18 protein-coding genes and 1 pseudogene are annotated in these 19752 nt (G+C 46.4%); 13 read left to right on the top strand and 6 right to left on the bottom strand.

The window, feature by feature from the left end:
• Window positions 1–39: 39 nt before the first annotated feature.
• Both AB4185_RS09760 and AB4185_RS09765 read right to left on the bottom strand, forming a co-directional pair.
• A complete protein-coding gene (locus AB4185_RS09760; protein WP_372135390.1) occupies window positions 40–570 on the bottom strand; it encodes an AAA family ATPase in 531 nt (176 codons plus the stop codon).
• Window positions 571–601: 31 nt separating this feature from the next.
• Window positions 602–1242 (bottom strand): annotated as a pseudogene (locus tag AB4185_RS09765) (DUF2959 domain-containing protein).
• Between the two features lie 204 nt (window positions 1243–1446).
• On the opposite strand from AB4185_RS09765, the gene AB4185_RS09770 reads away from it, so the two are divergent.
• Genes AB4185_RS09770 through AB4185_RS09780 form a run of 3 tightly spaced genes read left to right on the top strand, consistent with a single transcriptional unit; the run spans window position 1447 to window position 3746 of the window.
• Window positions 1447–2388 carry a virulence factor BrkB family protein gene (locus tag AB4185_RS09770; protein WP_032546762.1) on the top strand — a complete coding sequence of 314 codons (942 nt, stop codon included), beginning with the start codon at window positions 1447–1449 and terminating at the stop codon, window positions 2386–2388.
• Window positions 2360–2794 carry a D-aminoacyl-tRNA deacylase gene (gene dtd / locus AB4185_RS09775; RefSeq protein WP_004735590.1) on the top strand — a complete coding sequence of 145 codons (435 nt, stop codon included), beginning with the start codon at window positions 2360–2362 and terminating at the stop codon, window positions 2792–2794. The genes AB4185_RS09770 and dtd overlap by 29 nt, the downstream gene beginning before the upstream one ends.
• A 16-nt stretch (window positions 2795–2810) precedes the next feature.
• The gene (locus tag AB4185_RS09780) at window positions 2811–3746 is read left to right on the top strand and encodes a bifunctional GNAT family N-acetyltransferase/hotdog fold thioesterase (protein ID WP_102332597.1); all 936 of its coding nucleotides are present in this window, start codon (window positions 2811–2813) and stop codon (window positions 3744–3746) included.
• A gap of 44 nt (window positions 3747–3790) precedes the next feature.
• Here AB4185_RS09780 and AB4185_RS09785 read toward each other — a convergent pair whose 3' ends face one another.
• The 4 genes from AB4185_RS09785 to hslR form a co-directional block, all read right to left on the bottom strand.
• Entirely contained in the window at window positions 3791–5761 is a 1971-nt protein-coding gene (locus AB4185_RS09785) for an AsmA family protein (RefSeq protein ID WP_372135391.1), read from the bottom strand.
• A gap of 154 nt (window positions 5762–5915) precedes the next feature.
• Window positions 5916–7541 carry a phosphoenolpyruvate carboxykinase (ATP) gene (gene pckA / locus AB4185_RS09790; RefSeq protein WP_017062492.1) on the bottom strand — a complete coding sequence of 542 codons (1626 nt, stop codon included), beginning with the start codon at window positions 7539–7541 and terminating at the stop codon, window positions 5916–5918.
• Between the two features lie 337 nt (window positions 7542–7878).
• The gene (hslO, locus tag AB4185_RS09795; protein ID WP_017063067.1) at window positions 7879–8772 is read right to left on the bottom strand and encodes an Hsp33 family molecular chaperone HslO; all 894 of its coding nucleotides are present in this window, start codon (window positions 8770–8772) and stop codon (window positions 7879–7881) included.
• A gap of 18 nt (window positions 8773–8790) precedes the next feature.
• Window positions 8791–9177: a ribosome-associated heat shock protein Hsp15 gene (gene hslR / locus AB4185_RS09800; RefSeq protein ID WP_017062490.1), complete on the bottom strand. Its 387-nt coding sequence runs from the start codon at window positions 9175–9177 to the stop codon at window positions 8791–8793.
• A gap of 331 nt (window positions 9178–9508) precedes the next feature.
• On the opposite strand from hslR, the gene gspC reads away from it, so the two are divergent.
• The 10 genes from gspC to gspL all read left to right on the top strand — a co-directional run bounded on the left by gspC (window position 9509) and on the right by gspL (window position 19751).
• Window positions 9509–10390, top strand: coding sequence for a type II secretion system protein GspC (gene gspC / locus AB4185_RS09805; RefSeq protein WP_017062489.1), 882 nt, complete (start codon window positions 9509–9511; stop codon window positions 10388–10390).
• A gap of 41 nt (window positions 10391–10431) precedes the next feature.
• Window positions 10432–12456, top strand: coding sequence for a type II secretion system secretin GspD (gspD, locus tag AB4185_RS09810; protein ID WP_372110065.1), 2025 nt, complete (start codon window positions 10432–10434; stop codon window positions 12454–12456).
• Window positions 12456–13958, top strand: coding sequence for a type II secretion system ATPase GspE (gene gspE, locus AB4185_RS09815; protein WP_372105870.1), 1503 nt, complete (start codon window positions 12456–12458; stop codon window positions 13956–13958). Before gspD ends, gspE begins: the two co-directional genes overlap by 1 nt.
• 1 nt (window position 13959) lies before the next feature.
• Window positions 13960–15180, top strand: coding sequence for a type II secretion system inner membrane protein GspF (gene gspF / locus AB4185_RS09820; protein ID WP_017070113.1), 1221 nt, complete (start codon window positions 13960–13962; stop codon window positions 15178–15180).
• Window positions 15181–15268: 88 nt separating this feature from the next.
• Window positions 15269–15712, top strand: a complete 444-nt coding sequence (gene gspG / locus AB4185_RS09825) for a type II secretion system major pseudopilin GspG (protein WP_004741459.1) — start codon at window positions 15269–15271, stop codon at window positions 15710–15712.
• Window positions 15713–15790: 78 nt separating this feature from the next.
• A complete protein-coding gene (gene gspH, locus AB4185_RS09830) occupies window positions 15791–16384 on the top strand; it encodes a type II secretion system minor pseudopilin GspH (protein WP_017062484.1) in 594 nt (197 codons plus the stop codon).
• Complete coding sequence (gspI, locus tag AB4185_RS09835) at window positions 16371–16766, top strand: type II secretion system minor pseudopilin GspI (RefSeq protein WP_048612449.1); 396 nt, start codon at window positions 16371–16373, stop codon at window positions 16764–16766. Before gspH ends, gspI begins: the two co-directional genes overlap by 14 nt.
• Window positions 16753–17520, top strand: coding sequence for a type II secretion system minor pseudopilin GspJ (gene gspJ / locus AB4185_RS09840; protein ID WP_065585035.1), 768 nt, complete (start codon window positions 16753–16755; stop codon window positions 17518–17520). Before gspI ends, gspJ begins: the two co-directional genes overlap by 14 nt.
• The gene (gspK, locus tag AB4185_RS09845) at window positions 17504–18553 is read left to right on the top strand and encodes a type II secretion system minor pseudopilin GspK (RefSeq protein WP_065585036.1); all 1050 of its coding nucleotides are present in this window, start codon (window positions 17504–17506) and stop codon (window positions 18551–18553) included. Before gspJ ends, gspK begins: the two co-directional genes overlap by 17 nt.
• Window positions 18522–19751: a type II secretion system protein GspL gene (gene gspL, locus AB4185_RS09850; protein WP_019826468.1), complete on the top strand. Its 1230-nt coding sequence runs from the start codon at window positions 18522–18524 to the stop codon at window positions 19749–19751. The genes gspK and gspL overlap by 32 nt, the downstream gene beginning before the upstream one ends.
• Window position 19752: the final 1 nt, after the last annotated feature.

A 19752-nucleotide genomic window follows, 5' to 3' on the forward strand; every position in this document is an offset into this window, starting at 1 on the left:
TCGTCATCCTCAAGAGGGAGGAACGACCGAGTTGGGGATCTAGCTTTTGATACCTAAGTAACGCTCAACGAATTGAAGCCGTTCTTCGACTGGCATAAACGGCACTTCAACCACCTCATAGCCAAGTTCTTGGTAGACTCTTTCTAAAGCGTGGTGAATCTCTAGCGCTTCCTCAAACGGATAAGGTCTCACATCATCTTGTACATAAATTGAAGCCTCAGGGCGACAGAACAACACTTGGGGGTGATAACCTTGGCTCGCTTCTCGGTAGGTTGTGTTTATCTCTAGTTTCGCCTGAGCCAAATAGCCACAAATGTCTGGAATAGCGCGATCGAGAAAGGCAATCGGATGTTGATTGGCTTGGTCTTTTTGCTCGCTCATCACACCTAAACAAAGCTCAGCAAAGCCGGGAAGGTCTAGCCAAGGCAAGATACCGTTTTCAAGCTGACTTTGCTGTTCTATTAACTGGCGAGAGGACTCTGCGAAGGTGGGGTAACTCGCACCAGCCAACGCATTTATCAGTATGGTTTTTCCGGCACCAGGGCCGCCAGTTATAATGATTGGGTTCATACGGGCTTATCTTTATTTGTGCCTACGGGCGTTATTTCTGGTTTAGTTGAGCAAGGAACTTATCCGATTCGGCGATCGCAGCATTCATCTGTTCTATTGCGTAGGCGATGTCTTTTTCTAAGCTCATAAACTCACCTTGCAGCGAGTCGACAGCGCTCGCATTGAGGTTGTGCTTCAAGTAAAGCGTGTTGTCGCGAAGGGTATTGAGCACTGGGTCCATTTTCTTCTCGGCGCGCTTCATTGCTGACAGCATCGTTTGGTAAGACAATTTAGTTTCACGAAGCTTTTGCTCGCTCGAGCGGCGCAGTGAATCACTGGTGTAGAGATCTAACTCACTCTGCCACTCTTCAAACAGCGCATCCGACACATCTTCAATCGCAGCAATGCGGTCACTGACATTTTGCGCGGCTTTCCGCTGTCTTGGTATTTATCGTTGATTTGGTTGTACATGTCTTCAAGGTCGCCGCCACTGAAATTAGTCAGGCTACTCAAGGCTTCAAGTGCGCTGGTAAACTCTTCCTGAGCATCCTGCTGTGACTCTTTAGCGTCTTCCACTCTATCAACCATAATGTCACGCTTGTGATAGCCCACTTGCTCCATTGCGGAGTAATAAGCTGATTGGCATCCAGTAAGAGTAAAAATAGAGAGGACTATAACTATTAAATAAGGCATCCTAGTTTCCTATAGTTAAATAATATCAATCGTAGTAAATAACTGCCCAACCTAGCTTGTTAAAATGCTCGATAACGGCGTTAGAATTTTTGATTGTAGAATAACTACTTATCAAAAAATCTGCCTTGTTCTCAAGCCTTTTTCCTGCGCTATTTTTGAACATTTACTTACTGTGATTAATATGTCGGAATATTAATTAGGACTATGAACGAGTTACAAGGGAGTTACAAGTTGAAGATAAAAAAGGTCGCCACACTCAGTATTCAGTTTTCTCGCTATCTTTTGGCGCGAATGACGCACGATAGAGTCAACGTGAATGCGGGCTACTTGGCGTACATTACTTTGCTCTCGATCGTACCGATGTTGACGGTTCTGCTCTCTATCTTGTCATCATTTTCCATCTTTGCTGATGTTGGTATCGTGATTCAAAACTTCGTTATTATCAACTTTGTTCCAGCGTCAGGAGATGCGGTGCACGGTGCCTTGCTCGAGTTTGTTGCCAACACGGGTAAGATGACGGCGGTCGGTAGTGTGTTCTTGTTCATTGCGGCACTGATGTTGATCTCGAATATCGATAAGAACCTAAACTACATCTGGCGTGTTAATGAGAAGCGACGTGCGGTATTGTCGTTCTCAATGTACTGGATGGTGCTAACACTTGGGCCGATCTTGGTTGGGGCGAGTATTGCTGCCACTTCGTATGTGACATCGCTCAGTCTGCTACAAAATGAAGTCGTATCTGGCGCCTTTAATACCGTAATTCGCAAACTGCCTTTGATTCTCTCTTTCTTTGCGTTTTTCGGTCTGTACCTGTTGGTTCCCAACAAAAAGATACACTTTTCTCATGCGGCTGCAGGTTCTCTAGTGGCGGCTCTGTTGTTCGAACTCAGTAAGAAAGGCTTCGCGGCCTACATTACTCAATTCCCTTCTTACCAGTTGATTTATGGCGCATTGGCGGCAATACCAATTCTTTTTGTCTGGGTTTATTTGTGCTGGTTGATTGTGCTGGTGGGTGCTGAGGTGACCGCTGCATTGGGTGAGCAGGAACAGTGGAGTGACTCGAAAGAAATGGTACACTCGTCGGATAAAGACAAAATCACAGAGCAAGGAAACAACAGTGATAGCACTGATCCAGAGAGTAAGTGAAGCTGCCGTCCGTGTTGATGGCGAAGTAGTTGGTGAGATTGAACAAGGCTTATTAGTTTTGTTAGGCGTAGAAAAAGGTGACGACGAAGCCAAAGCCAAACGTTTGATGGAACGAGTGACCACTTATCGTGTCTTTGGAGACGAAGACGATAAAATGAACCTCAACGTGAAGCAAGTAGAAGGTAAGGTATTAGTGGTGTCTCAATTCACTCTGCCGGCCGATACCAAGAAAGGGACTCGAGCAGGGTTCTCTCGTGGTGCTCACCCAGAAGATGCTGAGCGTCTTTATAACTATTTCTCTGACCAGTGTGAATCAGTGTTACCAACGGAACGTGGCCGATTCGCAGCCGACATGAAAGTGTCTTTGGTTAATGATGGCCCAGTGACATTCTGGCTGCAGGTTTAGGCTTAAAGGAATAAGCATGTTTAAACTCATAACACCAACCACCGAAAATCAGCTAAACAAGTATTACCATTTTCGTTGGCAGATGCTCCGTGAACCTTGGCGAATGCCGGTAGGTTCTGAGCGCGATGAATATGACCCAATGAGTCACCATCGCATGATTGTTGATGGTCGTGGTCGCCCAATGGCGATTGGTCGTCTGTATATCACCCCAGATCTGGAAGGTCAGATCCGCTATATGGCGGTGAAGAAATCTCGCCAAAGTAAAGGCATGGGTTCGTTGATTCTAGTCGCACTTGAGTCATTGGCTCGCCAAGAGGGTGCTAAGCGCTTGGTGTGTAATGCACGTGAAGATGCGATCTCATTCTATGAGAAGAATGAATTTGAACGTCGCGGTGAGATTAACGATCAACGTGGCCCTGTGCGTCACCAACAGATGGTTAAGCATCTTGACCCAATGGCAGACGTTCTGCGTAAGCCTGAGTGGTGTAATGAGCTTCAGCAGCGCTGGGAACATCAGATCCCGATCAGTGACAAGATGGGCATCAAGATCAACCAATACACGGGTTACCAATTTGAGTGTAGTGCTCAGCTGAATCCCAACTTGAACCCGCATAATACCATGTTTGCAGGCTCTGCCTTTACCTTAGCGACCTTAACTGGTTGGGGGATGACTTGGTTATTGATGAAAGAACGCGGGCTGACCGGTGATATCGTGCTGGCAGACAGTAATATTCGTTATCGTCACCCGGTTGAGCAAAACCCTGTTGCCTCTACTTCATTGGATGGGATCAGTGGTGACTTGGACCGCCTTGCGTCAGGAAGAAAGGCACGTATCATCATTCACGTGACCATTCATAGCGGCGATGTGGAAGCGGTAGAGTTTACGGGAACCTATATGCTGATCCCTGATTATAAGAAAATACTATCGACGGATAGCAAGGCGAGTGAATAACTTCACGCTCGCTTGATGATAGATAGAATTATTGACTGAAAGCGCTACTCCTGAGGAGTGGCGTTTTTTTGTTGGCAGTCGTTAATCTCCGAATACTCAGCTTGGGTGAGCTTTCCTGAGATTTGATGACATGGGTCCGATAGGGTAATCGAGAGGGTGTGTTGCTCGGCTTTAAGCAAGTCGAGTTCTCCAGAAGCCTCGCCATTGAGCGTTTGAACCCTTTGTTCGCCTTGCTCTGCTGCTGACGCACCAATAATGTGCATCGGTTCGAGAGTGAAGCGCCCACGGTCAAAATGCGCATTAAGCTCTGGAATTTCAAACACGTTATCAGTCGATGTTTCAGAAAGCTTGTCATTAAAGGTCATCACACCCTGGCGAACGCTGCCAGTGAGTTGCCCTGTGGTTGAGTAACCGAGCATCAGTGAGTCGCCATATAAACCTGCGGCTTGAAGTTCAAACTCGCCATAGCCGGTTGCATCGAGTGGTAATTCAAGTCGCTGCAGCATGGGTGCTATCGGTAACCCATCGACAGAAATATCTAAGCTCCATGGCTTGCTGATTTGGTTAAAATCGAGCGTTGCATTGGCTTCAATGTAGCCATTCCTGAGTGGCGCAAACAGACGTGTCAGCGTCCATTTCCCTTGTTCGCTATTCATCTCAACCACAGGCTGTGCGCTGAGAATATTTTGATAGCTGGCATCATTGGCGCTCGCCATCAGCTTCCCTTGCCACAGACCCAGTTTTCTATCTTGCAGTAGTTGAACTTGATGCCCCTCGACATGTAATCCTGAGACCTGCCAGTAAGGTTGTTGTGCGAGTTGGATAAGTTGACTGCGTTCTATGTTAAGTCGGTTAATCTCGACGTTCTGGAGCTGTGTGAGCCAAGGTAATAGGCGAGCGGCCGGTAGAGGGCTATCTTGGTTTTCGGTAATCCACTTGATGCCTTGCAGGTCGAGCTGCGCTAATTGAATGCTGCTAGGGGTAACTTCGCCATTGAGCTGAACAGTGCCCTGCAGCAATTGAGTATAGAAATCCTCAATCAGAATCCGGTTTGCTTCTAGGTTGAGCTTTAGGCTTGGCTCGATGAACATGTCATCATCAATGGTCACTCCTTCTGCCTGTAGAGAAAAAATGGCTTTCTGTTGTTTCCAAAGTTCAAAAGGCAGTTGGATATTTTCTAATGAGGCATCAAAGGCAGCGAGGTGGCCATCTTGCCACTCTACGTCGCTACGCAGAATATCTAAGCTATTGATGTGATTAATCTTAATGCCTGCAACATCCCACTCTTTGCTTAGTAGGTTTTGGGTCTGTTTCTGATTGAGTCGTAAGCCATCGACGGTCACATTCACCAACGACCAATCTTGTTGATATTGTTCAGCTTGCCCAGAAATCTTGGCGCCACGCCAGTCAAACGAAGCACCATAAAGGGTGCTGTCGCTAGGTTTTAAGTCTAGGTCAATCAACAGATTATCGAATGCCTCACCTTGCCAATACAGTTGTGAGGCAGAGAGTTGGGTTTTTCCATAAGGTAGCAGCGAGTTATCGTTGTTCCACGTTGGGGCGGAGATCTGTAGGTCGATGCCTCGCGCATTAAACTCTGGCGTCGAAAAGTCGAGATTGTTGATGGCCAGCTGGTGGAGCTTGATGTTTGGTTGGGTAAATAAAGAAGTCAGTATTTTTAGATCGTCTGCCTTTAATTGTAGGCCGCTGATCAAAACAGATTCAAAGACCAGTTTGGCCTCTGTCATCGAGCTGGGGCTGAACCAAAGATCGATCTTGTCGATATACAGAGGTGTTTGCTTTTCTGGTTGGCTTTGGGTAATGCCCATTAAGGTGATGTGATAAGGCGCCTGATACTCAACATCTTCAATGAATACAGGTTGTTCAATCGTATGTTTGATAAAAAAGTTGGCAACATCCGCACGGTATTGGGTCTGCAGGCTTAATAGCAGCGCTGCGATAGTTGCAACGGCGATAGCCAACACAATGCCGAACACCATGAATACCTTTTTCATTCCCTGAAAGCCTTAAATTTCAATAGTCTTAAAACAGAGTGGAACAAAAAGGGTCAAGCATCAACAAAAAAGCCCCTCAAAAGAGGGGCTTGCTACAAAAATATCATTTTAAATTGGGCGTTTGCTTTTGGCTAAGCCCGAGCAGATGGTTGGATTAGTCCAGTTGAGGACCAGCTGCAACCAGTGACTTACCTTCAGCGTTGTCTGTGTACTTATCAAAGTTGTTGATGAAGCGCTCGGCTAGATCTTTCGCTTTGCTTTCCCATTGTAGAGGGTCAGTGTACGTATCGCGTGGGTCAAGGATCGCTGGGTCAACATCGTGCAGCGCTAGTGGCACTTCTAGGTTAAACATAGGGATAACCTTAGTTTCAGCGTTGTCGATTGAGCCATCTAGGATAGCGTCGATGATGCCTCGCGTATCTTGGATAGAGATACGTTTACCAGTACCGTTCCAACCTGTGTTCACTAGGTAAGCTTCAGCGCCAGCTGCTTCCATACGCTTCACAAGCACTTCAGCGTACTGAGTTGGGTGGAGAGTTAAGAATGCCGCACCAAATGCAGCAGAGAACGTTGGCGTTGGCTCAGTAATACCACGCTCAGTGCCCGCTAGTTTTGCAGTGAAGCCAGATAGGAAGTGGTACTTCGTTTGCTCTGGAGTCAGTTTAGAAACGGGTGGCAGTACACCGAATGCATCAGCAGTCAGGAAGATAACCTTTTGAGCGTGACCGGCTTTTGATACTGGTTTAACGATGTTATCGATGTGGTGAATTGGGTAAGAAACACGAGTGTTCTCAGTTTTTGAACCGTCATCAAAATCGATAGAACCATCACCACGAACTGTTACGTTTTCTAGTAGTGCATCACGACGGATTGCATTGTAGATTTCAGGTTCTGCTTCTTTAGATAGACGAATCGTCTTCGCGTAACAACCACCTTCGAAGTTGAAGATACCATCGTCATCCCAACCGTGCTCATCATCACCGATTAGCTCACGCTTAGGATCGGTTGAAAGCGTAGTTTTACCTGTACCAGATAGACCGAAGAAGATGGCTACATCGCCTTTCTCGCCGACGTTTGCACTACAGTGCATTGAAGCAATGCCTTGCAGAGGAAGCAGGTAGTTCATCATTGCGAACATGCCTTTCTTCATCTCACCGCCGTACCAAGTACCACCGATGATTTGAACGCGCTCTGTTAGGTTGAAAGCAACGAAGTTTTCAGAGTTTAGACCCTGCTTTTCCCAGTTAGGGTTAGTTGTTTTAGCACCGTTCATTACCACGAAATCAGGTTCGAACGTTGCTAGCTCTTCGTCAGTTGGACGAATGAACATGTTCTTAACGAAGTGCGCTTGCCACGCTACTTCAGTGATAATACGCACGCTTAAGCGCGTATCAGGGTTAGCACCACAATAACCGTCGATGACAAACAGGCGCTTGCCAGATAGCTGAGTTGTCACAAGCTCTTTCAGCTCATTCCATACTTCAGTTGTAATCGGTTTGTTGTCATTTTTGCCTTGATCTGACCACCACATGGTATCGCGGGTCGTGTCATCTTTAACAATGTACTTATCTTTTGGTGAGCGGCCAGTAAAGATACCAGTGTCTACCGCAACAGAGCCTAGTTCCGTTACTACGCCTTTTTCGTAGCCTTCCAAACCTGGCAGTGTTTCTTCAACGAATAACTGCTCGTAGCTAGGATTACGAAGAACTTCAGTAACGCCAGTCAGTCCGTGCTTAGTTAGATCAATTTGTGCAGCCTTTGTATGTTCCATAACGGTCATAGGTGCTCCTTGTAGGATATTTTGTAGGGATTTTGTATTAATTTTTTATTGTTATCTGCTCACCATGCTAGCAACGAGACTCGGGGGAAACAGGGATATAGCTCAAAAAATATCCATATTAGCCATGGGGTTTTAAGCGTCTCGTCACATATTGGCCCGACTAGTCTATCCTGTACGCAAACCTTTGCGCTAGGGGCGAGAACATTATTAATTGATTAAAATTAAGCGGTGATTTTATTACGAGATGTTACGGAGTTTGCGCTATTTTGATCACAAAAAAGGCCAGCTGAGTGCTGACCTTTTTGGGGTAAATTACGTGTTTTTGGTACGCCGTAAATTAATGAACCGTATTGCTGCCTTTATCTGCTGCTTCTGCGTACAGTGCATCAACATCATTCTTGTCGAACGAGTAGTTTGTGCCACAGTAATCGCAGTGTAGACCAACGCTTCCTTCGGTGCTTAGGATGTCGTAGATCTCTTCTTGAGCAACAGTAATGATTGCTGCTGCACTTCGATCGCGTGAACAGCCACAGAAGAACTCAACCGGTTGTGGTGTGAATAGCTGTACTTTCTCTTGGTTGTACAAACGGTAAAGCAGTTCGTTAGCTTCTAAAGTGAATAGCTCTTCGTTTTTCACGGTGTCTGTTAGTTGCTCTAGGTGCTCGAAGTCGTCTGGAGTACCGGTGCCGTCAGGCATTACTTGTAGCAACATACCTGCAGCGTGTGCTTTGCCTTCATGCTCGCCAGTGCGCAGCCATAGACGAGTCTTAAGCTGTTCAGAGTTAGCGAAGTAGCCTTCAAGCACTTGTGCAAGCGTGTCACCTTCAAGACCAACGATACCTTGGTAACGCTCACCTTTCTTAGGATCGATAGTGATCACTAGATGACCTTTACCCATTAGGGCGTGTAGACCTGCGTCGTCTGCGATATCGCCTTCAAAGCGAGCAACACCACGGATCTTCTGATCGTGATCGCCATTGATAACTGCTAGAGATACTGGGCCGTCACCTTGCAGCTGCATCGTGATAGAACCTTCAAACTTTAGGGTCGCCGTTAGTAGCGTCGTTGAAACCAGTAGCTCACCCAACAGCTTTTGTACTGGAGCTGGGTATTCCTTGCTAGAAATAATCTGTTGGTACGCTTCGTCCATCTGTACCAATTCACCACGTACTGATAGGTCTTCAAATAGGTAGCGATTTAAAACATTACTTGTAGACATTGGGTCTGCCATTTGGCTATTCCTTCTAGCTTATTGAGTCTTGAACTTGATGATGTCACGACGTTGCTTTTTATCTGGGCGACGTTCTGGTGCTGGGCTATGAGCATTTAGCTTGCGCTGTTGTGCAAACTCTTCTCTTTTTGCCAAGCTTTCGGTGGTTTCTTCATAGAGGGTTTGAGCGATCGGGGCTCCACCACGATGGGCTGAGATTTTCTCGATCGTTACCGTCTTTTCTTCATTACCTTGGCGCAGTGTAATCACAGCCCCAAGTTCGACAATTTTACTTGGCTTGCTGCGCTGACCATTATAGTGGACTTTGCCACCATCGACCATGTTGCGAGCAATAGACCGGGTTTTGTAAAAACGAGCTGCCCACAACCATTTATCGAGTCTGACAGCTTCATTAGCAGTTTTCATATAGGGCTGTGCCTTATTAAGTGAGAAATGAATGCGGTTTAACTGTAACGAACAGTGCGCAACATGTTTTTGATGATGCTTATCACATTAAGTAGAAGCTTAAAGTGGAGGCGGTTGGCATTTTTTTCAAGTCATAATACAAAATAGCCATGTTATGCCGATTTATCGATTTGCTATGATATAGTTCAGGATCTTATTGCTTAAATAAGCTTGGTATCGAACGAATGAATAAAAAAGCTGAAAGTTTAATGATTTGCAGCGTTTGTCGTCATGAAAAGGGACTAGGAAAGTGAACTTTTTAGAGCTCAAAAATCGCGTAGGGAATTCTCCTATGTTGAGCCGCTTATTAGAGAATGGATTTGTACTTCAGCAGAAACTAAGCTTAGCGACCTGTTGTGTATTGATTGCAGCTTCCGCATGGATCTTAGGGCAGCTTGCATGGTTTATCGAACCTGCTGAGCAAACTATCGCGCCTTGGACAGCAACGGCTTCATCGTCTTCAGCACCTCAATCGACCCTTGATATCTCTTCTTTGCAGCAGAGCAACATGTTTGGTGCTTACAACCCAAGCACGCCCGCTGTGGTTGAACAGCAAGTTATCCAAGATGCGCCTAAGACGCGATTAAACCTCGTTTTAGTGGGTGCAGTCGCGAGCTCGAATCCAAAACTGAGCTTAGCGGTGATCGCCAATCGCGGCACGCAAGCGACCTACGGAATTAATGAAGAGATTGAAGGCACTCGAGCCAAGTTAAAAGCGGTATTAATCGACCGCGTTATCATTGATAACTCAGGACGAGACGAAACCTTGATGCTTGAAGGTATTGAGTACAAGCGTTTGGCTGTATCAGCGCCTGCGCCACCTCGTAGCTCTTCTTCGGTTCGTGGTAATAATCCGGCTTCAGCAGAAGAGAAGCTTGATGAAATTAAAGCGAAGATAATGAAAGATCCGCAACAAATCTTCCAATATGTTCGACTGTCTCAGGTGAAGCGTGACGATAAAGTGATCGGTTATCGTGTGAGCCCTGGCAAAGATTCAGAACTTTTTAACTCTGTTGGGCTCCAAAACGGAGATATTGCCACTCAGTTAAATGGACAAGACCTGACAGACCCTGCTGCTATGGGCAACATATTCCGTTCCATCTCAGAACTAACAGAGCTAAATCTGGTGGTCGAGAGAGATGGTCAACAACATGAAGTGTTTATTGAATTTTAAAACTTTGCGTCTAACGAAGGACGAAAGTGTAGGAGAAGTACGTGAAGCATTGGTTTAAGAAAAGTGCATGGTTATTGGCAGGAAGCTTAATCTGCACACCCGCAGCCATCGCGAGTGATTTTAGTGCCAGCTTTAAAGGCACTGATATTCAAGAGTTTATTAATATTGTTGGTCGTAACCTAGAGAAGACCATCATCGTTGATCCATCGGTGCGCGGAAAAATCGATGTACGCAGCTACGACGTATTGAATGAAGAGCAATATTACAGCTTCTTCTTAAACGTACTAGAGGTGTATGGCTACGCAGTCGTTGAAATGGACTCGGGTGTTCTTAAGATCATCAAAGCCAAAGACTCTAAAACTTCGGCGATCCCCGTTGTTGGTGACCGTGATTCAATCACTGGTGATAGCGTAGTGACGCGTGTAGTGACGGTTCGTAATGTATCGGTTCGTGAACTTTCTCCTCTGCTTCGTCAACTAAACGACAATGCAGGCGCGGGTAACGTTGTGCACTACGACCCAGCCAACATCATCCTTATTACAGGCCGAGCGGCGGTAGTAAACCGTTTAGCTGAAATCATCAAGCGTGTTGACCAAGCGGGTGATAAAGAGATTGAAGTCGTTGAGCTAAAGAATGCTTCTGCGGCAGAAATGGTACGTATCGTTGATGCACTAAGCAAAACCACAGATGCCCAAAACACACCAGCCTTCCTACAACCTAAATTAGTTGCCGATGAACGTACCAATGCGATTCTTATCTCAGGTGACCCTAAGGTACGTAGCCGTTTAAGAAGGTTGATTGAACAGCTTGATGTGGAAATGGCAACCAAGGGCAACAACCAAGTAATTTACCTTAAATACGCCAAAGCAGAAGATTTAGTCGATGTGCTGAAAGGCGTGTCGGACAACCTGCAATCAGAAAAGCAATCTTCAACCAAAGGCAGCTCATCGCAACGTAACCAAGTGATGATCTCCGCTCACAGTGATACCAACTCGTTGGTGATTACCGCACAACCGGACATCATGAATGCGCTTCAAGATGTGATCGCACAGTTGGATATTCGTCGTGCTCAAGTATTGATTGAAGCCCTAATTGTCGAGATGGCAGAGGGTGATGGCATTAACCTTGGTGTGCAATGGGGTAACCTTGATACTGGTGCTGTGATTCAGTATGGCAACACAGGTGCGTCAATCGGTGGCGTAATGGTTGGTTTAGAAGAAGCGAAAGACACTGAAACGACCACCGCAGTCTATGATGATAATGGCGCCTTTTTGCGTAATGAAACGACCACAGAATCCGGTGACTACTCAACGTTAGCTTCTGCTCTTTCTGGCGTTAATGGCGCGGCAATGAGCGTAGTGATGGGTGACTGGACTGCCTTGATCAGTGCAGTAGCGACCGATTCAAATTCAAATATCCTATCTTCTCCAAGTATCACCGTGATGGATAACGGCGAAGCGTCGTTCATTGTGGGCGAAGAGGTGCCTGTTTTAACTGGCTCGACCGCAGGCTCAAGTAACGATAACCCATTCCAAACGGTTGAACGTAAAGAAGTGGGTATCAAGCTAAAAGTCGTGCCACAAATCAATGAAGGTGACTCAGTTCAGCTGCAAATAGAACAAGAAGTATCGAACGTATTAGGCGCAAACGGGGCAGTAGATGTTCGTTTTGCTAAGCGTCAGCTAAATACGTCAGTGATTGTTCAAGACGGTCAAATGCTGGTGCTGGGTGGCTTGATTGACGAGCGAGCGCTGGAAAGTGAATCTAAGGTGCCGTTCTTGGGCGATATCCCTGTTCTAGGACACCTGTTCAAATCAACCAGTACTCAGGTTGAGAAAAAGAACCTAATGGTCTTCATCAAACCAACCATTATTCGTGATGGTATGACAGCCGATGGTATCACGCAGCGTAAATACAACTTCATCCGTGCTGAGCAGTTGTATAAGTCAGAGCAGGGCCTGAAGCTGATGGATGACGATAATATTCCAGTACTGCCTAAATTTGGCGAAAGCATGAATTACCCGGCTGAACTTCAAGCCTTCATTGATCAGATGGAAACAGAATAATGGCTGAATTGGTAGGGGCGGCACGTACTTATCAGCGCTTGCCGTTTAGCTTTGCGAATCGCTATAAGATGGTGTTGGAGTATCAACATCCAGAGCGCGCACCGATACTTTATTATGTTGAGCCACTGAAATCGGCGGCGATCATTGAAGTGAGTCGTGTTGTGAAAAATGGTTTCACGCCACAAGCGATTACTCTCGATGAGTTTGATAAAAAACTGACCGATGCTTATCAGCGTGACTCGTCAGAAGCTCGTCAGCTCATGGAAGACATTGGTGCTGATAGTGATGACTTCTTCTCACTAGCGGAAGAACTGCCTCAAGACGAAGACTTACTTGAATCAGAGGATGATGCACCAATCATCAAGTTAATCAATGCGATGCTGGGTGAGGCGATCAAAGAAGGTGCTTCGGATATTCATATCGAAACCTTTGAAAAGTCACTTTGTATCCGTTTCCGAGTTGATGGTGTGCTGCGTGATGTTCTAGCGCCAAGCCGTAAACTGGCGCCGCTGCTCGTGTCACGTGTAAAGGTTATGGCGAAGTTGGATATTGCAGAAAAACGCGTGCCACAAGACGGTCGTATTTCTCTGCGTATTGGTGGTCGAGCGGTCGACGTTCGTGTATCAACCATGCCTTCATCACACGGTGAGCGTGTGGTAATGCGTCTGTTGGACAAAAACGCCACTCGTCTAGACTTGCACAGTTTAGGTATGACAGCAGAAAACCATGAAAACTTCCGTAAGCTGATTCAGCGCCCACATGGCATTATCTTGGTGACCGGCCCTACGGGTTCGGGTAAATCAACAACCCTGTATGCTGGCCTGCAAGAGCTCAACAGCAATGAGCGAAATATCCTTACCGTTGAAGACCCAATCGAATTTGATATTGATGGTATTGGCCAAACACAAGTGAACCCTAAGGTTGATATGACCTTTGCGCGCGGTTTACGTGCCATTCTTCGTCAAGATCCCGATGTGGTTATGATTGGTGAGATACGTGACTTAGAGACCGCTGAGATCGCTGTTCAAGCCTCTTTGACGGGTCACTTAGTTATGTCGACCCTTCACACCAATACAGCAATTGGTGCGATCACGCGTCTACGTGATATGGGCATTGAACCTTTCTTAATCTCTTCTTCGCTGCTGGGTGTTTTGGCTCAGCGTTTGGTTCGTACTTTGTGTAACGACTGCAAAGAGCCTTATGAAGCCGACAAAGAACAGAAAAAACTGTTTGGATTGAAGAAGAAAGAGAGCCTGACGCTTTACCATGCGAAAGGTTGTGAAGCGTGCGGCCATAAAGGTTATCGAGGCCGTACCGGTATTCATGAACTGTTGATGATTGATGATTCAGTCCAAGAGCTGATTCATAGCGAAGCAGGTGAACAGGCGATTGAAAAAGCAATTCGTGGCACAACACCAAGTATTCGAGATGATGGCTTGAGCAAAGTTCTGAAAGGGGTAACTTCCCTAGAAGAAGTGATGCGAGTGACCAAGGAAGTCTAGTATGGCGGCATTTGAATACAAAGCACTGGATGCCAAAGGCAAAAGTAAAAAAGGCTCGATTGAAGCGGATAACGCTCGTCAGGCTCGCCAAAGAATCAAAGAACAAGGCTTGATGCCGGTTGAGATGACCGAAGCTAAAGCTAAAACGACGAAAGGTGCACAGCCTTCGACCAGCTTTAAGCGTGGTATCAGCACGCCAGACCTTGCTTTGATTACTCGCCAAATTTCCACCTTGGTGCAATCAGGCATGCCGCTAGAAGAGTGCTTGAAAGCCGTGGCGGAGCAATCTGAAAAGCCACGTATTCGAACCATGTTACTGGCGGTTCGTTCGAAGGTAACGGAAGGTTATTCGCTAGCCGATAGCTTGGCTGATTACCCACATATCTTTGATGAACTGTTTAGAGCCATGGTCGCGGCTGGTGAGAAATCGGGTCACTTAGATGCGGTATTGGAGCGACTGGCTGATTACGCAGAAAACCGTCAGAAGATGCGCTCTAAGTTGCTGCAAGCGATGATCTACCCTGTGGTGCTGGTGGTGTTTGCGGTGACGATTGTTTCGTTCCTGCTGGCAACCGTGGTACCTAAGATCGTTGAACCGATTATCCAAATGGGCCAAGAACTTCCTCAATCGACACAATTTTTATTGGCATCGAGTGAATTTATCCAGAATTGGGGCATCCAATTACTGTTGTTGATCATCGGTGTGATTGTGTTGATTAAGACCGCTCTGAAAAAGCCGGGTGTTCGCATGAGTTGGGATCGCAAGCTATTAAGCATTCCACTGATCGGCAAGATCGCGAAAGGAATTAATACCTCTCGTTTTGCTCGAACACTCTCTATCTGTACCTCGAGTGCGATTCCTATCCTTGAGGGGATGAAGGTTGCGGTTGATGTAATGTCGAATCACCATGTGAAGCAACAAGTACTGCAGGCGTCAGACAGTGTTAGAGAAGGGGCAAGCCTGCGTAAAGCGCTCGATCAAACCAAACTCTTCCCTCCAATGATGCTGCATATGATCGCCAGTGGTGAGCAGAGTGGTCAGTTGGAACAGATGCTGACAAGAGCGGCGGACAACCAAGACCAAAGCTTTGAATCTACCGTGAATATCGCATTAGGTATCTTTACGCCAGCACTTATCGCTTTGATGGCAGGCTTAGTACTGTTCATTGTGATGGCGACTCTGATGCCGATGCTTGAAATGAATAATTTGATGAGCGGCTAACCTACCGCTTATAAGACGTTAGTTTTTGGATTAACGAGAAGAAGGACATTATTACCTTCAACTCGCTGTCTGTAATTTGGAGAAAATAATGAAAAATAAAATGAAGAAACAATCAGGCTTTACTCTACTCGAGGTGATGGTTGTTGTGGTTATCCTTGGCGTATTGGCGAGCTTTGTTGTACCTAACCTATTGGGTAATAAAGAGAAGGCAGACCAACAAAAAGCCATCACTGATATCGTGGCGTTAGAGAACGCGCTAGATATGTACAAACTGGATAACAGCGTTTACCCAACAACGGATCAAGGTCTTGATGCATTGGTTTCTAAGCCAAGCAGCCCAGAGCCTCGTAACTACCGCGACGGTGGCTACATCAAGCGTCTGCCAAACGACCCATGGGGTAACGAGTACCAATACCTAAGCCCTGGTGATAACGGCACTATTGATATTTTCACTCTTGGTGCTGATGGCCAAGAAGGTGGTGAAGGTATTGCTGCGGATATCGGCAACTGGAACATGCAGGATTTCCAATAAGCATCAGCTTATTGTTTGATTCGTTATTGTTGCTTGATACGTTATTGATGGTAGGACGTAAACAGATGGAGTCTAAAGGTGAAAACTAAGCAAACACAGCCAGGTTTCACCTTAATTGAGATTCTTTTGGTGTTGGTATTACTGTCAGTAACGGCGGTCGCGGTGATCGCGACCATTCCTACCAATAGCAAAGATGTTGCTAAAAAATACGCTCAAAGCTTTTATCAGCGAGTTCAATTACTCAATGAAGAGGCTATTTTGAGTGGTTTGGATTTTGGCGTTCGTGTTGATGAAAAGAAATCGACCTATGTACTGATGGCGCTTAAGTCCGAAGGCTGGCAAGAAGTCGATTTTGAAAAAATCCCCTCTTTAACTGAACTACCGGAAGAACTCGCATTGTCACTGACCTTAGGTGGTGGCGCATGGGAAGACGATGATCGGTTGTTCAACCCAGGAAGCTTGTTTGATGAAGATATGTTTGCTGATCTTGAAGAGGAAAAGAAGCCGAAACCACCACAGATCTACATCTTGTCGAGTGCTGAAATGACGCCATTTGTATTGTCGTTTTATCCAAATACCGGAGACACCATACAAGATGGTTGGCGTATTCGAGTATTGGACAATGGTGTGATTCGACTGCTAGAACCGGGAGAAGAAGATGAAGAGGAATAACCGTTCTCCTTATCGTTCTCGTGGTATGACCCTTGGTTCTCGAGGAATGACGCTGCTTGAGGTATTGGTTGCACTCGCTATCTTTGCGACTGCGGCGATCAGTGTGATTCGTGCTGTCACTCAGCACATCAATACCCTCAGTTATCTAGAAGAAAAAACCTTCGCGGCTATGGTCGTTGATAATCAAATGGCTTTGGTGATGTTGCATCCTGAGAAGCTAAAAAAAGCGCAGGGCACACAAGAGTTGGCCGAGAGAGAGTGGTTTTGGAAGGTCACGCCAATCGATACTAGCGATGATTTATTAAAGGCGTTTGATGTGAGTGTGGCAACCAGTAAACAAGCTTCTCCAGTGGTCACGGTGCGCAGCTATGTGGTCAAGTAAAAGCGTGGCGTTAGCTAAGAGCAAGTCGCTAAGTAAGAGCATGTCCGCCAATAAGCGTGTGCCTCGTAAACAAGGACTATCTTCGAAAGGGAGAGGCTTTACCTTAATTGAGGTTTTGGTCTCGATCGCTATCTTTGCCACGTTAAGCATGGCGGCTTATCAGGTAGTAAATCAGGTTCAGCGCAGCAACGAGCTTTCAATCGAGCGCAGTGCTCGTTTAAATCAACTGCAACGTAGCTTAGTCATTTTAGATAATGATTTTCGCCAGATGGCGGTGCGACAATTTCGTACCAACGGTGAAGAAGCATCATCTAAGCTGATCTTAATTAAAGAGTATTTACTGGATTCCGACAGCGTTGGCATCATGTTTACTCGCCTTGGCTGGCATAACCCACAGCAGCAGTTTCCTCGCGGAGAAGTCACCAAAGTGGGTTACCGCATTAAAGAAGAAACGCTTGAGCGTGTGTGGTGGCGCTACCCCGATACTCCTGCAGGACAAGAAGGTGTGATTACGCCTTTGCTTGATGATGTTGAAAGCTTGGAATTCGAGTTTTATGACGGAAGCCGCTGGGGGAAAGAGTGGCAAGCCGACAAATCGCTACCGAAAGCGGTAAGGTTAAAGCTAACCTTGAAAGATTATGGTGAGATAGAGCGTATTTATCTCACCCCTGGTGGCACGCTAGATCAGGCCGATGATTCTTCAAACAGTGACTCTTCAAGTAGTAATGAGGGGAATAATGACTCATCGAACTAATAAGTTTGCACTGACAAGGTCTGCCATGGGGCGCAAGCAGCGAGGTGTTGCGCTGATCATTATCCTGATGCTACTGGCGATAATGGCAACCATCGCAGGCAGTATGTCGGAACGCCTGTTTACTCAATTTAAGCGCGTGGGCAATCAACTGAATTACCAACAGGCTTACTGGTACAGCATTGGTGTCGAAGCGCTGGTGCAAGACGGCATTAGGCAAAGCTACAAAGACAGTGATACCGTCAACTTGAGTCAACCATGGGCGTTAGAAGAACAGGTATACCCGTTGGATTATGGTCAAGTTAAAGGCCGTATTGTTGATGCTCAGGCATGTTTTAATATCAATGCGTTGGCTGGTGTGACGGCGACTTCAAGTAACCAAACACCTTATTTAATTACGGTTTGGCAAACCTTATTGGAAAACCAAGATGTTGAGCCTTATCAGGCCGAGGTTATCGCGCATTCAAGCTGGGAATTTGTTGATAGCGATACCCGAACCACCTCTTCAGCAGGTGTAGAAGACAGTACTTATGAGGCGATGAAGCCACCTTATTTGGCGGCGAATGGCTTAATGGCCGATGAGTCCGAACTACGAGCGGTTTATCAAGTTACCGGTGAGGTGATGAATAAGGTTCGCCCCTTTGTTTGTGCTCTGCCGAGTGACGATTTTCGCTTGAACGTGAATACACTTACGGAAAAGCAGGCGCCGTTATTGGAAGCGATGTTTGCCCCCGGCTTAAGTGAATCGGATGCCAAACAGCTGATAGACAAACGCCCATTCGATGGCTGGGATACGGTGGATGCGTTTATGGCTGAACCGGCCATTGTGGGTGTGAGTGCCGAAGTCAGCAAGAAAGCGAAAGCATATTTAACTGTAGATAGCGCCTATTTTGAGCTTGATGCAGAGGTATTAGTTGAGCAGTCACGTGTACGTATACGGACGCTTTTCTATAGTAGTAATCGAGAAACAGTGACGGTAGTACGCCGTCGTTTTGGAGGAATCAGTGAGCGAGTTTCTGACCGTTCGACTGAGTAGCGAACCACAAAGCCCTGTGCAGTGGTTAGTTTGGTCGACAAGCCAACAAGAAGTGATAGCAAGTGGCGAACTGTCTAGCTGGGAGCAGCTGGATGAGTTAACGCCTTACGCTGAAAAGCGCAGCTGTATCGCTTTATTGCCGGGAAATGAATGCTTAATTAAGCGTGTTGAGATCCCGAAAGGTGCTGCTCGCCAGTTCGACTCTATGCTGCCGTTTTTATTAGAAGACGAAGTGGCACAAGATATCGAAGACTTACACCTGACTATTTTAGATAAAGACGCAACGCACGCAACAGTGTGTGGTGTCGATCGTGAATGGTTAAAGCAAGCGTTAGACCTGTTCCGCGAAGCCAATATTATCTTCCGTAAGGTGTTGCCAGATACACTGGCCGTGCCTTTTGAAGAGCAAGGCATCAGTGCATTACAGATCGACCAGCATTGGCTATTACGTCAAGGTAACTATCAAGCTGTATCGATCAGCGAAGCATGGTTACCGATGTTTTTGCAAAGTGATTGGGTTGTTGCTGATGACGAAGAGCAAGCGACGACTATCTTCAGCTACACCGCGATGCCGAGCGATGACGTTCAACAGCAAAGCGGTGCGAATTGGCAAGCAAAGCCTGCGGAATTGGTGATGTCTTTGCTGAGCCAACAAGCGATCACAAGCGGCGTAAATTTACTGACTGGCACCTTTAAAACCAAATCTTCATTCAGTAAATATTGGCGTGTTTGGCAGAAAGTGGCGATTGCTGCTTGTTTGCTGGTGGCTGTGATCGTGACTCAGCAAGTGTTGAAGGTTCAGCAATTCGAAGCTCAAGCACAAGCCTACCGCATGGAGAGTGAGCGTATCTTTAGAGCTGTGCTGCCTGGTAAACAACGTATTCCGACAGTCAGCTACCTTAAGCGCCAGATGAACGATGAAGCCAAGAAATATGGCGGCTCGGGCGATGGTGACTCTTTGTTGGGGTGGTTAGCATTGCTGCCGGAAACCTTAGGTCAGGTGAAGTCAATTGAAGTCGAAAGCATTCGCTACGATGGCAATCGTTCTGAGATTCGACTACAGGCGAAAAGTTCTGACTTCCAACATTTTGAGACCGCGAGAGTGAAGCTCGAAGAGAAATTTACCGTCGAACAAGGTCCGTTAAACCGTAATGGCGATGCCGTATTTGGCAGCTTTACTCTTAAACCCCATCAATAAC

Source organism: Vibrio sp. 10N.286.48.F5, assembly GCF_041469785.1.
GTDB classification, from domain to species: domain Bacteria; phylum Pseudomonadota; class Gammaproteobacteria; order Enterobacterales; family Vibrionaceae; genus Vibrio; species Vibrio crassostreae_C.

Coding starts and splice junctions, on each gene's coding strand:
- gspG (WP_004741459.1), top strand. CDS start 15,269: ATGAAAAATAAAATGAAGAAACAATCAGGCTTTACTCTACTCGAGGTG.
- gspC (WP_017062489.1), top strand. CDS start 9,509: ATGTTGAGCCGCTTATTAGAGAATGGATTTGTACTTCAGCAGAAACTA.
- gspJ (WP_065585035.1), top strand. CDS start 16,753: ATGTGGTCAAGTAAAAGCGTGGCGTTAGCTAAGAGCAAGTCGCTAAGT.
- gspI (WP_048612449.1), top strand. CDS start 16,371: ATGAAGAGGAATAACCGTTCTCCTTATCGTTCTCGTGGTATGACCCTT.
- AB4185_RS09760 (WP_372135390.1), bottom strand. CDS start 570: ATGAACCCAATCATTATAACTGGCGGCCCTGGTGCCGGAAAAACCATA.
- pckA (WP_017062492.1), bottom strand. CDS start 7,541: ATGACCGTTATGGAACATACAAAGGCTGCACAAATTGATCTAACTAAG.
- AB4185_RS09770 (WP_032546762.1), top strand. CDS start 1,447: ATGAACGAGTTACAAGGGAGTTACAAGTTGAAGATAAAAAAGGTCGCC.
- gspE (WP_372105870.1), top strand. CDS start 12,456: ATGGCTGAATTGGTAGGGGCGGCACGTACTTATCAGCGCTTGCCGTTT.
- AB4185_RS09785 (WP_372135391.1), bottom strand. CDS start 5,761: ATGAAAAAGGTATTCATGGTGTTCGGCATTGTGTTGGCTATCGCCGTT.
- gspF (WP_017070113.1), top strand. CDS start 13,960: ATGGCGGCATTTGAATACAAAGCACTGGATGCCAAAGGCAAAAGTAAA.
- hslO (WP_017063067.1), bottom strand. CDS start 8,772: ATGGCAGACCCAATGTCTACAAGTAATGTTTTAAATCGCTACCTATTT.
- AB4185_RS09780 (WP_102332597.1), top strand. CDS start 2,811: ATGTTTAAACTCATAACACCAACCACCGAAAATCAGCTAAACAAGTAT.
- gspK (WP_065585036.1), top strand. CDS start 17,504: ATGACTCATCGAACTAATAAGTTTGCACTGACAAGGTCTGCCATGGGG.
- hslR (WP_017062490.1), bottom strand. CDS start 9,177: ATGAAAACTGCTAATGAAGCTGTCAGACTCGATAAATGGTTGTGGGCA.